A 15,392-nucleotide genomic window follows, 5' to 3' on the forward strand; every position below is an offset into this window, starting at 1 on the left:
ATCTTTGATGTGTCGTTACATCAGTATACGCATGATTTGCATTGTAATCGTAAGAAAATCATTAAAATCAAGCAAATGAATGGTTTGGTATATATTAGTAAGATCAAAAAAGCCCCGAAGAAAACCTTCAGGGCTAGGCAGGAAGCTGGCAAATAGCCAGGAGTCCCTATGCAGTGGTCGGTTTTACCCTAAACAGAATTGCAAACATCACTGGCACCACTATCAGTGTCAGTACAGTAGCAAAACCAAGACCTGCCATAATCGTTATTGCCATCGAGCCAAAGAAGGCGTCGAAGACCAGTGGAATCATCCCCAAGATAGTTGTTAGTGCCGCCATACTTACCGGACGAACGCGGCTTATCGCACTATCAACAATCGCGAGGTAAGGATCTTTACCAGACTCCAACTCAAGGTTAATTTGGTCAAGCAACACAATACCGTTTTTCAAAATCATGCCACTTAGGCTTAACAAACCAAGGAATGCTGTAAAACTGAACGGCATGTTCGTGGTAAGCAAACCAAAAGCAACGCCAATGATCGCTAACGGAACGGTGAACCAAATGACCAACGGCTTTTTTATTGAGTTAAACAATAAAATAGTAATGATGAACATCAACAAGTAACCCATCGGCAATGAACCGAATAGGCCTTCTTGTGCATCTTTGGATGATTCGTACTCACCACCCCATGTGATTTCGTATCCTTCTGGAACATGCAATGCCATCACTTTAGGCTGTACACGAGCAAATAAGCTTGCTGCCGTGTCGTCACTCAACACATCATGGTCCGCGAGAACGGTTAACGTACGCTTACGGTCACGACGCTGAATTAGCGGCTCACTCCAATCCAGTTGAACGCCATCAATCACTTGATCAACCGGAATATACGTTTGCAAAGAAGGACTCCAAATGGTCACGTTTTGTAGTGATTCAAAATCTACGCGTTCTTCTTCAGGAAGGCGTGTCATAATTGGCAACGTATGTGTACCATCACGCAAGTAACCTAAGGTGCTACCACCAAACGCCATTTGCAGTGTGCTTGAAAGATCTTCTTTCGAAATACCTAAGCGACGAGCTTTAGACTCATTGAAAACGGGTACAAGTTCCTTGGTGCGCTCTCGCCAATCGTGACGAATGTTTCGGGCACCAGGGTCGGTATGAAGGATGTCTTCGACTTGCACCGCCAAGTCACGTAAAACTTGTGGATCAGGGCCAGTAATACGCGCTTCGATCTTAGACGCTGGTGATGGACCAAATTCCATCAATTTAAACTGGAACGTAGGCGCATCAAATGTTTTCGCCAGATTCGCATCTAACTTATGCAGCAAACCAAACATTTTCTCACGATCAGTCGCGCGAACTTGGAACTGAGCGTACGCTTCGTAACTTTTTTCTGGTTGATAGGTTAAAGCAAAACGCTGTAGGCCCTGCCCAATCGAAGCAGAAACAAAGTCAATATCATCTTGCTGACGAATGTAGCTTTCGACCTCTTCAGCTTTTTTGATCGTTTCACGAATGTCAGTACCCTCTGGCATCCACATATCCACGTAGAACATCGGCGTATTCGATGGTGGGAAGAACTGCTGTTTTACATTACCAAATGCCACGACAGCACCCACTAATAGCGCCACCATGCCAGCAACGGTAAGCCAGCGGAATCGCAATGCAAATTTCAGCGATGCCCCAAATACGACAAACAACCAGCCTTTATAAGGATCATCTTCGCTAGTACCCTGCTCTTTGTTTTCCTCTTTCAACAAAAGATCGGCAAGGAAAGGCGTCAGTGTAATAGCGGTAATCCAGCTTAAAAATAGTGAGAAACACAGCACCCAGAATAGAGAGCCCATGAACTCACCTGTCGCATCTTGCGACAAGCCGATAGGTGCAAAAGCCGTAATTGCAATAACAGTTGCGCCCAGCAAAGGCCATTGTGTTTGCTTTACAATATCGACAGCCGCTTGAACTTTGGTACGCCCTTTCTTTAGGCCAACTAATATGCCTTCCACGACAACAATCGCGTTATCAACCAGCATACCCAAGGCAATAATTAACGCGCCAAGAGAAATACGATGCAGTTCGATGTTGTTGTAATTCATCAAAATGAAGGTACCAAATACCGTCAATAACAACACAACTCCAATGATGACACCACTACGTAAACCCATAGTAAACAGCAACACAATGATTACGATCGCCACTGCCTCCGCTAGACTGATTACAAACGCTTTAACAGATTCATCCACCTCATTGGCTTGGTTGTAAAAGTAGTTCATATCGATGCCAGCAGGCTTGATAGACTCAAGGCTCGCGAGCTCCGCATCCAAACGTTCACCAACCTCAACCACGTTCACACCCGATGCAAACGAGATACCGATATTAATCGCTTTTTGACCGTTAAAGAGTACGACGTTGCCTGGCTTCTCTTGAATACCGCGAGAAATCGTTGCTACGTCTTTTAGACGAATTAGATTTCCTGTGTCACGGCCATGAATGATCAGATTTTCTAGTGCTTCTACAGTGTTTAAGGTGCCGCTTGGGCGAATAACAAGGCTTTCGCCATTGACCATCACTTCACCTGCTGAAACCACATTGTTTTGCTGGTTCAACAAGCTCGAAACCACATTCATGTCTAAGTTCAGTGCAGCAAGGCGATCAAGTGAGATCTCAACGAATAGCATTTCTTGCTGATCGCCCGTGATGTCTACCTTACCAACACCATCAACAAGCTCGATTTCACGGGTCAGGTAATCCGCATAACGTTTCAGCTCTACATAGTCGTAATCGTCACCAGTGAGCATTAACATCACGCCATAAACGTCACCGAAATCATCAATGATCTGTAAAGACTGAACACCTTGAGGCAATGATGGTCGTAAATCATTAATTTTACGGCGCATTTCATCCCAAATTTGCGGCAGTTCATCAGGACCATAGTCCATTTCCATGCTCACCGTTATTTGAGACATACCATTAGAAGACGTAGAGGTAATTTTGTCGATATAAGGGAGTTTTCGAATCTCTTTTTCTAGAGGATACGTCAGCTCTTCTTCAACTTCTTTTGGCGTCGCGCCAGGGTATGTTGAGATGATCATGGCATCTTTGATCGTAAATGCCGGGTCTTCTAATCGTCCCAGCTCCAAAAATGACGTTAAACCACCAACAGCAAGGATAATAATGAACAACCAGCTGATGACTTTGTTTTTTATTGAATACTCAGCAATGTTCATTATTGGTTATTCTCCACAACATCCACATGTTTACCTTCGCGTAATTTACGCAGATTTGAATTAATCAGAATATCGCCCTGGCTAACACCTGACGACACAATGGCTCCATTGCCATTCACTTGAGAAATCATGACAGGCACTCGTGTGACAATGTCACCTTCTTTTTTCCACACAAAGAACTCATTCCCTTCACTGCCTGCTTGAAGCGCCGTGACAGGAACACTGTAACCATCGATAGAGGTAATGCCCGCCTTCACCATATCGACCAAAACGCTTACGCTGGTTCCCGGCAATATCTCTGTTTTTGGCTGTGGCATCGTCAAGTACATTTCGTAGGTTTGAGTTTCAGCGTTGGGTTCACTTGTGTGCTCTAAATAGTCCAAAGCAAATCTGCCATCGATGCCGGAGAAGGTTGCTCTAGGCTTGTAGCTCATGCTGTCTGAGTTTGGGTCTACCATCGCTAAAACATTGTCGGAAAGCTCAATACGCACGTAAACCAAATCGTTTTGGTATAGGTTTAACACGGGTTCACCAATTGCCACACGCTCAAAACGTTCTTTGAAAACATCGGATACTTTACCGGCGAACGGGGCGAATAAACGGGTGTAATTCAATTGATTGGTCGCGTTATAGAAAGTAGCCTCAGCTAGCTCTTTATTGGCGGTTAGCTCATCAAGTTCCGCTTTTGAAATCATTTGACGTGCATGCAAGTCTTCACCGCGTTTAAGCTGACGAATTGCGAGTGTGTATTGTGCTTCTGCGTCATTCACGGCTTGCTTCTCTTTGCTATCATCTAGCTTTGCGAGCATTTGCCCCTGCTTCACAACGTCACCCGCTTTAACCAATACGTGCTGAACTTCCCCAGCGCGGCGAAATGCCATTGGCGTTTGCTCTGCAGGCACTACTATGCCTTTGAACGCGCGATGTTGCCTTTGTACTGGTGCATCCACCGAGATAGTCGACACAAAAAGTGGCTGCTCGACGATAGCTTGGTTTTCATTTTTGCACCCTGTTAAAACTGCAAGTGCAATCGCAGAGATCGTAAGTAGAGAACGTTTCATTAAATGCCTCCCTCACGAACCCAAGCTTTCACCACTTGTCCTTCAACCAGTCTCTCAACACCAGCAATAACAACGTAATCATTGTTATCAAGCCCGGCTTTCACACCACCTGCTGCGTCAAGTGACACAGTGACTTTATTGACCTGCTGCGTGCTTCTGTCCATTACCCAAACTTCACCTTGCGTCCCATTTTTGTTGACCCAAGCAGACTGAGGTAACGTCATCGCGTCCGATACATGTTGTTTAGCAATGTGTACCTGCCCTGTCATACCTGTCAGCAAATTGCGATCTTCTGGTCGAGTGATGGTCACGATCGCCTCATAACTATTGGTATCGATGTTTGGCTGCGTCGAAATTTCTTTAAATTGCCCAGGAATACGTTTTCTTGGCTCGCTATCCATCGTCACCCACATATCGGAGTTTTGCAGTGACTCAAGTGATACAGATTCCGCATAACTTACTGGCAAGGTGAACGACACATCCAACGTCGTGTTATCAATGAGATTCAAGATCTCCTGCTTCTCTGCTACTACCTGAAACGGGTTGACATAGGTATATGACACAATGCCATCAAACGGTGCATGAATTTTGGTATAGCTCAAATCGGTTTTAGCTTGTTCGTAGTTCGCCAATGCCGCTTTGTATTGAGTTTCTTTCTGATCGTACTCATCAGTACTAATGAGTTTTTTTCCGTAAAGGTTTTTCGCGCGGTCCCATTGTGTTTTCGCTAACGCGTACTGCGCTTGAGCGGCATCTAACGCAAGCTGAAGATCTTTAGGGTCTAACGTTGCGAGCACTTCACCTTTTTGGACCTTTTGACCCATGCGTACACGTAATTCATCTACCTCTCCACCAACCTGAAAAGAAAGCTGCGCGCGATGTGTTGCATCAATACGCGCTAAAAAGGCGTGCGAGTCTTCAAGTTCTAGGTCTTTCACCGCCAGTAATTTTACAGGTTTGATTAAAGGTTCAGACGGCTCAGAAATGGCTTTATTACACCCAGTTAGCATCCCAGAAAGACTTAATGTCACCACTGCGCCAACTAAAGTGCGCCTTAAATATTGTTTTCGCACCCGCTTTCTCCGTAGGTTTTATATATTACACAGCCGTGCAGTATAAGCAGAATTTGAAATTGATCAACATATTTTCCAGGTGGATAGCAAATTAATTAGTCAAAGCGTTCGGTTTCTGGTAAAAGTAAGCGCGTGATTAATATTCGGGAAAATTCGAACTATGAATGAAAGAAAGCAGGGGCGTAGAAGTGCTGAAGCAGCAGAACAAACTAAGTGTCTGATCCTTAAAGTGGCAGCAGATATGTTTTGTGAACTTGGTTACGAGCGTGTCTCGCTGCGCAATATCAGTGAAAAGGCTGGTGTTTCACATAGTTTGATCCGTCACCACTTCGGCAGCAAAGAGAAAATCTGGCAAGCGGTTAGCGATGCAATGGACGAGTTCATGCAGTGCTATATGGCTGAACTCATCAATGAAATGCCGGAGAACACACCTTCGAATAGAAAAATTTATCTGTTTATGGTTCGCATGCTAGCATTTGCTCTCGTCAATCCTCATCCAGTACAGATGATCGCCGATGCCATTCGACAAGGCGATGACGGTGCTCTACTGCAGTATTTCTTAAAGTCAAAAGATGAGTTCGCTGCAATATTTACCGGAATTTTCGAGCAGTACAACAGCGAAAACCCTAATGCACAATTTGATCAGTGGGAATCAAAGTGGCAAATGTTGATCTTCGCACATGGTGCTGTCAGTCTCGCGCCAATGATGCAAGAAACATGGCCGGATATTGCAGATAATCGCGAAAAACTGCTGATCAAGCATTGGGAATTGTTTAATACCATTATGGCCTCTCAATTTGGGATCCCAAAAGAGGAGATGATTCATCCGGAAAAGCTTGAAGATATCGTTATTGATATGTGCTGTACTATTGATGAAGCAGTAAACTAAAAGCAAACAAGCGAAAAGAAGACATAAAAATGCCGAGCTACAAAGCTCGGCATTTTTGTTTCAATTCGTTTTAACCACGGTAGTAGCGTTGTGGTACGAACGGCATTTTTTCAACTGTCATTGGTAGCATTTTGCCACGCACTTCAGCGAACACTTCAGTACCAATCGCCGCCAAATCCGCACGAACATACCCCATTGAGACTGGCTTACCTGCATTCGGGCCCGCCGTACCGCTGGTTACAACGCCAATTTTAACGCCGTCAGCATCAAACAGTTCAACACCTTCACGCACTGGCGCTTTGGTTTGACCTACTAGACCCACACGCTTACGCGCCACATCTTTAGTCTCAATCTGCTTAAGAATAATGTCTGCGCCAGGGAAACCACCTTCACGTTCACCACCAATACGACGAACTTTTTGGATACCCCATAGCAAGCTCGCTTCAACGGGTGTTGTTGTTGTGTCTAGGTCATGACCGTATAGACAAAGGCCACACTCAAGACGAAGTGAATCACGAGCACCAAGGCCAATCCATTCAACTTCATTTTCCGCAGTCAGTTTACGTGCTAGCTCTTCCGCTTTGTCAGCAGGAACCGAGATTTCGTAACCGTCTTCGCCTGTATAACCACTACGAGAAACAATGCACTCGGCGCCTAAAATATCGACTTTACGAATATCCATGAACAGCATTTCAGAAACTTCTGGTGCAAAACGCACCAATACAGCCGCCGCTTTAGGGCCTTGGATTGCAAGTAGAGCTCGGTCTTCGATAGTTTCTAGCTCAACACCAGATGGTAAATGCGCTTGTAGGTGTGCGATATCTTGCGCTTTACATGCTGCGTTCACAACCACAAACAGATGATCGCCTAGGTTAGCCACCATCAAGTCGTCCATGATGCCGCCCTCTTCATTAGTGAAAAAAGCGTAACGCTGTTTACCAGACTCAAGATCCACAATATCCACTGGGACTAATGTTTCTAGGAACGCAGCTGCACCGTCACCAATTAGGCGAAGCTGTCCCATGTGAGAAACATCAAACAGACCTGCCGCATCACGAGTATGTAAGTGTTCCTTCTTTACGCCTAGAGGATACTGAACAGGCATATCGTAACCCGCGAACGGGACCATTTTGGCACCAACTTCAACGTGAAGTGCGTGTAGTGGTGTTTTCAGTAGTTCTTGAGTCATTTTCGTCTCCATTTAGATAGACCCGAGAATGCTATCGGCATTCGATGTGTTTCCAATAATAAACATGGCTCATTCTATTTTGCACGAACAAGACGTAGATCGACTTGCAAAAGTGTGACTCTTAACATTTTAATCACAACAAATCGTACAAAAAAAGCGCTTTAATGAGTACGTTCTCATCAAAAAAGCGCTTTTTCATCATAACGACCACCAACAGCAATCGTTTGCTTTCACTATAGGAAATTTACAAGTATTTATCACTATTTGGCTGTCACCCACAAAATGAGCGCATCTTCTTCGCTAACACTGGTCAACATATGTCCCATATTTGCATCGTAATAAACGCTGTCTCCCTCGCTTAAAACAACAGGTTCGTAAAACTCAGAATAGAACATGACCTCACCAGATAAGATAAGCAGAAATTCTTCGCCATCATGACGAACCCAGTCTTTATATTCATCAAAACTACGAGCTCGAATTTGGCTCTTAAACGGCATCATTTTCTTATTGGAAAGTTGTGTCGCGAGCAGTTCATGTTCATAGGTTTGTGTTGGGTGTGGTTTACCTTCATTCTTCTTGGTAACATCCCTGCGCCCTGTCGCTACCTTTTTTCTAGGTGGCTCAAAGAGTTGTGGCATGTCAATTTGTAAGCCTAGTGCCAATTTTTGCATCGCTTGAAACGTCGGGGAGATCTGCTCATTTTCTATTTTGCTCAGTGTAGATCGAGCAAGTCCGGTTCGCTGACTCGCTTCTTCTAATGTGATACCGAGTTTCGAGCGGATATCCTTAATACGCTGGCCCAGTTTTAACGGCTCGATATTTTGGTCATGTTGCTCTTTTGCCAACGTCATCGATGGGTATTCATCGTAAATACTTTCTGCCATAAATCCCTCTATAGATATCCATATTTTTTGTCTTACTCGCATTGTGCATGAAGCACATAGTGGATAGAAGTCCACCAAGTGAATTAAAGCGTGCTCTTGTTAACAAATTTTGAAATCTTGTTTCCTATAGGAAATTTTTGGTTGATTGTTCCCGTCACAGGCGCTATGTTACCAACTTGTTAGATGTAGAGATGCATATTTCCGTAAGAGATTGGTAAAGGAAACACGCAATCCAACGGAGTTTTTGCCCAAATTTAGGGCCGGATGTTCACTCTGTTCTGCTACGCAGTTCAGCTGTTTTTGAGGACAAATGAACCACAACCGCAAATCATAACTCATCTATTGCGGGTTCATTTTCAGATTTGGAAGGTCAACTACCATGAATAAGAGTTACCCTAACCACAGCTTGGAAAACTTTTTCTCTACCAACCTCTCTGCGACAGATGATGCTGTCTTTGCTGGAATTCAAGCGGAATCCGCTCGCCAAAACGAACAAATCGAACTTATCGCTTCTGAGAACATTGTTTCTAAAGCGGTAATGCAAGCTCAAGGCACATGCCTAACAAACAAATACGCTGAAGGTTACCCAGGTCGCCGTTACTATGGTGGTTGTGAGCACGTAGATACAGTGGAAGCCATTGCTATCGAACGCGCAAAAAAACTTTTCAATTGTGAATACGCAAACGTTCAACCACACTCAGGCGCACAAGCAAACGGCGCAGTAAAGCTGGCACTGCTTCAACCTGGTGACACCATTCTTGGTATGTCTTTAGACGCAGGTGGTCACCTGACGCACGGCGCACGCCCTGCACTTTCTGGTAAATGGTTTAATGCAGTTCAATACGGTGTTGATCGCGAAACACTAGAAATTAACTACGAAGATGTTCGTGAGCTAGCACTTGAGCACCAACCTAAAATGATCATCGCAGGTGGTAGCGCTATTCCACGTACTATCGACTTTGCAAAATTCCGTAAAATCGCAGACGAAGTAAATGCAATTCTTATGGTCGACATGGCGCACATCGCTGGTCTTATCGCAACAGGCGCACACCCTAGCCCACTGCCACACGCACACGTTGTTACGACTACAACACACAAAACATTGCGTGGCCCTCGCGGCGGTATGATTCTTACTAACCACGAAGACATCATTAAGAAAATCAACTCAGCCGTATTCCCTGGCCTACAAGGTGGCCCACTGATGCACGTTATCGCAGCCAAAGCGGTCGCATTTGGTGAAGCGCTTGGCCCTGAATTTAAAACTTATATTGATTCGGTGATCAATAACGCAAAAGTCCTAGCGGAAGTATTGCAAACTCGCGGTTGCGACATCGTAACTGGTGGCACAGACACGCACCTAATGCTGGTTGACCTTCGTCCGAAAGGGTTGAAAGGCAATAAAGCAGAAGAAGCTCTAGAGCGTGCTGGGATCACATGTAACAAAAATGGCATCCCATTCGATACAGAGAAGCCTATGATTACATCGGGCATCCGTTTAGGAACGCCTGCGGGTACAAGCCGCGGCTTTGGCGCTGAAGAATTCAAACTCATCGGTAATTGGATTGGTGACGTACTGGACGGTTTAGTGAACAACCCTGAAGGTGACGCAGAAGTTGAAAAACGCGTTCGCAAAGAAGTAAAAGAACTTTGCAGTCGCTTTCCTCTATACCAGTAAACGATTTTTTTGAAATCATAATAATTCCTGACAAGTTATTCGGAGATTAAGCAATGGACAAAACACTGAAGTTTGCAGATAGCCACGAGTGGGTACGTGACAACGGTGACGGCACAGTAACAATTGGTATTTCTGAGCATGCACAAGAAATGCTAGGTGACGTGGTATTCGTTGACCTACCAGACGTAGAAGACGAAGTTGAAGCAGGTGAAAGCTTCTCTCTCGTTGAATCTGTAAAAGCAGCGTCAGACATCTACGCACCAATCACTGGTGAAATCGTAGAAATCAATGAAGAACTAGAAGACAGCCCAGAGCTAATTAACGAAGAGCCGTACGAAGGTGGCTGGATCGTAAAAGTGAAGATGTCTGATGTATCTGAACTAGATAACCTGAAAGACGCAGACGAATACCTAAACTCTATCGAAGAAGAGTAATTAGGATGTGACGAAAGCTGTTCCCTAGCCTGTTTAGAGAACAGCTTTTTTTCTAGGTTCGGACGTATAATTTAATTTATCAGTAACGCAAATCCGTTACCCGAACCAAGGAGTAGGTAAAGGACAATGACTGAATTACTTCAAAGCCTCAGCACACAAAACGAGTTCGTTGCTCGCCACAATGGACCAAACAAATCTGACCAACAGAAAATGTTGGAAGCGATCAACGCAGTTAGCCTAGATTCGCTTATCGACGAAACCGTACCAGCACAAATTCGCCTAGAGCAACCAATGAGCTTGGCAGAAGCGAAAAGCGAAGCAGACATGCTGGCAGCAATGCGTAAGTTCGCCGATCAGAACCAAGTTAAACGTACATTCATTGGTCAGGGTTACTACAACACCTTCACGCCGAACGTGATTCTACGCAACGTGATGGAAAACCCGGGCTGGTACACTGCTTACACCCCTTACCAACCAGAGATCTCACAAGGTCGTTTAGAAGCACTTCTAAACTACCAACAAATGGTGATGGATCTTACTGGTATGGAAATCGCGAACGCGTCATTGCTCGATGAAGCAACGGCAGCAGCAGAAGCGATGACACTTTGTAAGCGTGCGGGTAAAAGCAAGAGCAACGTATTCTTCGTTGCTGACGACGTTCACCCACAAACCATCGAAGTGGTAAAAACTCGTGCGAAATTCATCGGCTTTGAAGTCTTGGTTGGTTCTTTAGAATCACTACCAGAGCAAGACGTGTTCGGCGCACTAGTTCAGTACCCAAGTACAACAGGTGAAGTTCGTGACCTAACGGACATCATCGCTAAAGCGCAAGCAAACAAAACACTAGTGACTGTAGCAACGGACCTTCTTGCTTCTACCCTACTTAAACCTGCAGGTGAAATGGGCGCAGACGTAGCAATCGGTTCAGCACAACGTTTTGGTGTGCCGATGGGTTACGGCGGTCCACACGCTGCTTTCATGGCAACGCGTGATAAGCACAAGCGTACAATGCCTGGTCGTGTTATCGGTGTTTCTATCGATACCAATGGTAACCAAGCACTGCGTATGGCAATGCAAACGCGTGAACAGCACATCCGTCGTGAAAAAGCGACATCAAACATCTGTACTGCTCAAGCACTGCTAGCGAACATGGCGTCTTTCTACGCGGTTTACCACGGCGCAGAAGGTCTACGCACGATTGCTCGTCGTACGCACCACATGACAGCCATCCTAGCCGCTGGCCTAACTAAAGGCGGCTTCGAGCTTGCTCACAACAGCTTCTTCGACACCATCACTATCAACACAGGTGCACAAACTGAAGACCTATACGCGAAAGCACTAGCCGCAGACATCAACCTACGTAAGTTGGGTACTCAGCTAGGTGTGAGCTTCGACGAAACCACAACCGTGGCAGATGTAGAAGCCCTATTCGCAGTATTCGGTGTGAAAGAAGAAGTCGCAGCACTATCAACTGAAATCGCAGGCAACGAGTTTGCAGCCATTCCAGAAGCATTGCGCCGCACAACAGAATATCTAACACACCCTGTGTTTAACACGCACCACAGCGAAACACAGATGATGCGTTACCTAAAACAGCTAGAGAACAAAGACTTCTCACTCACGCACGGCATGATCCCACTGGGCAGCTGTACGATGAAGCTGAACGCAGCAGCAGAGATGATTCCAGTAACTTGGCCTGAGTTTGGTTCGATCCACCCGTTCGCACCAGCAGAACAAGCAGCTGGTTACGCTGCACTCGCAAAAGACCTTAAAGAAAAGCTATGTGAAATCACTGGCTATGACGCATTCTCACTACAACCAAACTCTGGTGCATCGGGTGAGTACGCAGGTCTTATCGCGATTCAACGCTACCACGAAAGCCGTGGCGAAGGTCACCGCAACGTATGTTTGATCCCAAGCTCTGCGCACGGTACTAACCCTGCGACAGCATCTATGGTGTCAATGAAAGTGGTTGTGGTTAAGTGTGATGAAGAAGGCAACATCGACATCGACGACCTAGCAGCGAAAATCGATAAACACAAAGACAACCTATCAAGCATTATGATCACTTACCCTTCTACGCACGGCGTTTACGAAGAGAAAGTGAAAGAAGTGTGTGAAATGGTTCATGCCGCTGGTGGTCAGGTTTACCTAGACGGCGCTAACATGAACGCGCAGGTTGGTCTAACATCACCAGGCTTCATCGGTTCAGACGTTTCTCACCTAAACCTACACAAAACCTTCTGCATCCCGCACGGTGGTGGCGGTCCGGGTATGGGTCCTATCGGTGTGAAATCTCACCTAGCTCCTTTCCTACCAGGGCATATTGAAGACGGTGTAGAAGGCGCAGATTTCGCAGTATCAGCAGCAGATATGGGTAGCGCTTCTATCCTACCTATCTCTTGGGCTTACATCGCAATGATGGGCGAAGCTGGCCTAACAGATGCTACAAAAGTAGCTATTCTGAACGCAAACTACGTGATGGAAACACTTCGCCAACACTACCCTGTTCTTTACCGTGGCAAAAATGGCCGCGTAGCGCACGAATGTATTATCGACATTCGTCCGCTGAAAGAAGAAACAGGTATCAGCGAAGAAGACATCGCGAAGCGTCTAATGGACTACGGTTTCCACGCACCAACTATGTCGTTCCCTGTAGCGGGCACGCTAATGGTTGAGCCAACGGAATCGGAAGATCTAGAAGAGCTGGACCGCTTCTGTGATGCGATGATCGCTATCCGCGAAGAAATGGAGAAAGTGAAAAACGGTGAATGGCCACTGGATAACAACCCACTTGTTAACGCGCCACACACACAAGTTGATCTTTCAGCTGAAGATTGGGACCGCCCTTACTCTCGCGAGATTGGCTGCTTCCCGTCTAAAGCGACCAAATCTTGGAAGTACTGGCCAACGGTAAACCGCGTAGATAACGTATACGGCGACCGTAACCTAATCTGTTCATGCCCAAGCATCGATAACTACGAAGATTAATTTTTGTAGTCTCTAAATCGACAAAGGCGAACCGTTTGGTTCGCCTTTTTGTTTTTGGTGTGCCGCCCTAACACTTGTTGATACATCGAGAAGGAATGATGGCTAGTTATTGTTTGCACAAAAGTGATTTAGAAATACAGTAACTTCTGAGAACCTTTGAATTAGCACTAATATCTCAGAGCCTTAAAGGCTTGTTGGAAACTCCTCATGAACACTATACTATGCAGGTGCTATGTAGTTTCTAGTTCAGTTGCAGTAAGTCCCATTTATTACCATAGAGATCTTGGAACACCACCACTGTCCCGTATTCTTCTACACGAGGCTCTTCATTAAATACAACACCATTTTTCTTCATCAACTCGTAGTCACGCCAAAAATCATTAGTTTGCAGAAACAGGAAAACACGACCACCTGTTTGATTTCCTACTGCATGCGTTTGCTCCGGTGTACTCGCTTGAGCTAAAAGTAGTTTTGTACCATTGGAGTTTGGAGGAGAAACTTGAACCCAGCGTTTACCACCACCTAGGTTGGTATCTTCAACCAGAGTGAATTGAAGTTTTTGAGTATAGAATTCGATAGCATCGTCGTAATTTTCAACGACTAGAGCAATGTTTCCGATTTGCTGCTGAACAGTTTTGGCCATGATGATTTCCGCTGTGTCAAAACGCTAATTGTACGCTATTTCGAGACTTTTCTAGAAAGCACGTAACGCCTTGCAAATGTTTAAGGCACACAATACGAATGTTTACGCACAGCGCCTTTGCCACTAGAACCTACAAACAATATAGCTACCACAAGTGTCGAATCTTGATTGAGCAACTCATCAAAGCCTTAGCTATAACTCAAGAGCAAATCTCTAACCTAATAAAGAAGGCTGCTCGTATACCACGGTATTATAGTTCTTCTAGTTTTCCCTTAGCTAAATCTTCTTGTTGCTTAAGGAACATGAAGAAGTTTGCCTCACTGATAAACGGGTTACCGCTTGTGCCGAGCTTCTTCCTATTTTCAAAAAGGAAATTTTTATGTGGATGGTTCGAAAGGTTAACGTTCACAATAGGTGCCTGTAGTGAAATTTTTCTAATTTTCTCCATGCTAGTCAGGAACTGGCCAATAACTTCTGGATCATTGCTACTTACGCTATGCCCACCAACGATAAAAGCACGATATTGTTCGCCATTATCTTCAACAGTGAAGTCTAAGGAATAATCACCTTCCGTGTGGCCAGGTGTGAGATAGAACTTAAACTCATGTCCACCAATAACCATAGAGCTATCGCTTTTTATCTCTATGTCTAAATTTGGAGGAAGGAACTTGTTCTCACCTTCGCTTTTGTTTGATTGCTGTATAGATAGTTCATGAGCGCTTTTGGTCATCACGACTTTGGAACCATACTTCTCTTGAAGTAACTGGGCGCCTCCAACGTGGTCAGAATGCCCATGAGTTACCAATATGTGCGTTATTGGCTTATCTTTTAGCCCTAGCTTCTCTAGGTTGATAGGTATCCACTCAGAGTAAGGGAAGTCAAGCGTATCAATGATAACGAGTCCGTCGTCTGTAGCAATGGCATATGATGAGACCCACTTGTCTCCTACATAATAGACATTATCAAACATTTGAAATGGTTCTACATAACCGTTCTTATCATTCATTGCTGGAACATATTGACTTAAGGAAACAAAAGACGAAGCACTTAAAAGTAAACCTACAATAATTTTTTTCACGAAATCACACACAAATATATCCTTAATAATTTCTTATAGAACCTCGCGGATGAGAAAGCTCTAAACGATTTTCAGAGGCAAATACAACTGCAAATACTTTCTACTTAGCTTGAGTTTTAGCTGACCGAATCACTGGTAAACTCGAATCCCATTAACTGCCTATGTATTCATGATTCTTTTAGAGGTTAAATAAATGAACTCAATTGAAGCAGAGTCATGAAGCTTCAATTGAGGTTACCGGCACAGCAC

The 15,392-nt window shown here is 44.8% G+C and carries 11 protein-coding genes; 4 read left to right on the forward strand and 7 right to left on the reverse strand.

Annotated elements, in window-relative coordinates:
- Positions 1-166: 166 nt before the first annotated feature.
- Genes R7O03_RS15990 through R7O03_RS16000 form a run of 3 tightly spaced genes read right to left on the reverse strand, consistent with a single transcriptional unit; the run spans position 167 to position 5,360 of the window.
- On the reverse strand, positions 167-3,226 hold the full coding sequence (locus R7O03_RS15990; protein WP_318131847.1) for an efflux RND transporter permease subunit: 3,060 nt from the start codon (positions 3,224-3,226) through the stop codon (positions 167-169).
- Positions 3,226-4,287 carry an efflux RND transporter periplasmic adaptor subunit gene (locus R7O03_RS15995; RefSeq protein WP_262680759.1) on the reverse strand — a complete coding sequence of 354 codons (1,062 nt, stop codon included), beginning with the start codon at positions 4,285-4,287 and terminating at the stop codon, positions 3,226-3,228. Before R7O03_RS15995 ends, R7O03_RS15990 begins: the two co-directional genes overlap by 1 nt.
- Positions 4,287-5,360: an efflux RND transporter periplasmic adaptor subunit gene (locus tag R7O03_RS16000; RefSeq protein ID WP_053349134.1), complete on the reverse strand. Its 1,074-nt coding sequence runs from the start codon at positions 5,358-5,360 to the stop codon at positions 4,287-4,289. Before R7O03_RS16000 ends, R7O03_RS15995 begins: the two co-directional genes overlap by 1 nt.
- A 160-nt stretch (positions 5,361-5,520) precedes the next feature.
- Between R7O03_RS16000 and vdeR the strand changes: the two genes are divergently transcribed.
- Positions 5,521-6,249: an efflux transporter transcriptional repressor VdeR gene (gene vdeR, locus R7O03_RS16005; protein ID WP_005376423.1), complete on the forward strand. Its 729-nt coding sequence runs from the start codon at positions 5,521-5,523 to the stop codon at positions 6,247-6,249.
- Positions 6,250-6,319: 70 nt separating this feature from the next.
- Here vdeR and gcvT read toward each other — a convergent pair whose 3' ends face one another.
- Entirely contained in the window at positions 6,320-7,438 is a 1,119-nt protein-coding gene (gene gcvT / locus R7O03_RS16010; RefSeq protein ID WP_318131848.1) for a glycine cleavage system aminomethyltransferase GcvT, read from the reverse strand.
- Between the two features lie 260 nt (positions 7,439-7,698).
- On the reverse strand, positions 7,699-8,322 hold the full coding sequence (locus R7O03_RS16015; RefSeq protein ID WP_005376429.1) for a helix-turn-helix domain-containing protein: 624 nt from the start codon (positions 8,320-8,322) through the stop codon (positions 7,699-7,701).
- A 379-nt stretch (positions 8,323-8,701) separates the two neighbouring features.
- Between R7O03_RS16015 and R7O03_RS16020 the strand changes: the two genes are divergently transcribed.
- From R7O03_RS16020 to gcvP, 3 genes are all read left to right on the forward strand, one after another.
- Positions 8,702-9,997: a serine hydroxymethyltransferase gene (locus tag R7O03_RS16020; RefSeq protein WP_005386046.1), complete on the forward strand. Its 1,296-nt coding sequence runs from the start codon at positions 8,702-8,704 to the stop codon at positions 9,995-9,997.
- 53 nt (positions 9,998-10,050) lie between these two features.
- Complete coding sequence (gene gcvH, locus R7O03_RS16025; RefSeq protein WP_005376432.1) at positions 10,051-10,431, forward strand: glycine cleavage system protein GcvH; 381 nt, start codon at positions 10,051-10,053, stop codon at positions 10,429-10,431.
- A 126-nt stretch (positions 10,432-10,557) separates the two neighbouring features.
- On the forward strand, positions 10,558-13,422 hold the full coding sequence (gene gcvP / locus R7O03_RS16030) for an aminomethyl-transferring glycine dehydrogenase (protein WP_005386044.1): 2,865 nt from the start codon (positions 10,558-10,560) through the stop codon (positions 13,420-13,422).
- A gap of 241 nt (positions 13,423-13,663) precedes the next feature.
- On the opposite strand, the gene R7O03_RS16035 is transcribed toward gcvP, so the two are convergent.
- A complete protein-coding gene (locus R7O03_RS16035) occupies positions 13,664-14,065 on the reverse strand; it encodes a VOC family protein (RefSeq protein WP_318131849.1) in 402 nt (133 codons plus the stop codon).
- 250 nt (positions 14,066-14,315) lie between these two features.
- A complete protein-coding gene (locus R7O03_RS16040; RefSeq protein ID WP_170890114.1) occupies positions 14,316-15,143 on the reverse strand; it encodes an MBL fold metallo-hydrolase in 828 nt (275 codons plus the stop codon).
- Positions 15,144-15,392 lie beyond the last annotated feature (249 nt).

Origin of the sequence: Vibrio sp. Vb2960, from assembly GCF_033337665.1 — a bacterium.
GTDB lineage: Bacteria > Pseudomonadota > Gammaproteobacteria > Enterobacterales > Vibrionaceae > Vibrio > Vibrio alginolyticus.

Excerpts from the sequence above, each read along its gene's own strand:
- R7O03_RS16035 (WP_318131849.1), bottom strand. The coding sequence starts at position 14,065 with ATGGCCAAAACTGTTCAGCAGCAAATCGGAAACATTGCTCTAGTCGTT.
- R7O03_RS15990 (WP_318131847.1), bottom strand. The coding sequence starts at position 3,226 with ATGAACATTGCTGAGTATTCAATAAAAAACAAAGTCATCAGCTGGTTG.
- R7O03_RS16020 (WP_005386046.1), top strand. The coding sequence starts at position 8,702 with ATGAATAAGAGTTACCCTAACCACAGCTTGGAAAACTTTTTCTCTACC.
- R7O03_RS16015 (WP_005376429.1), bottom strand. The coding sequence starts at position 8,322 with ATGGCAGAAAGTATTTACGATGAATACCCATCGATGACGTTGGCAAAA.
- gcvH (WP_005376432.1), top strand. The coding sequence starts at position 10,051 with ATGGACAAAACACTGAAGTTTGCAGATAGCCACGAGTGGGTACGTGAC.
- vdeR (WP_005376423.1), top strand. The coding sequence starts at position 5,521 with ATGAATGAAAGAAAGCAGGGGCGTAGAAGTGCTGAAGCAGCAGAACAA.
- R7O03_RS15995 (WP_262680759.1), bottom strand. The coding sequence starts at position 4,287 with ATGAAACGTTCTCTACTTACGATCTCTGCGATTGCACTTGCAGTTTTA.
- gcvT (WP_318131848.1), bottom strand. The coding sequence starts at position 7,438 with ATGACTCAAGAACTACTGAAAACACCACTACACGCACTTCACGTTGAA.
- gcvP (WP_005386044.1), top strand. The coding sequence starts at position 10,558 with ATGACTGAATTACTTCAAAGCCTCAGCACACAAAACGAGTTCGTTGCT.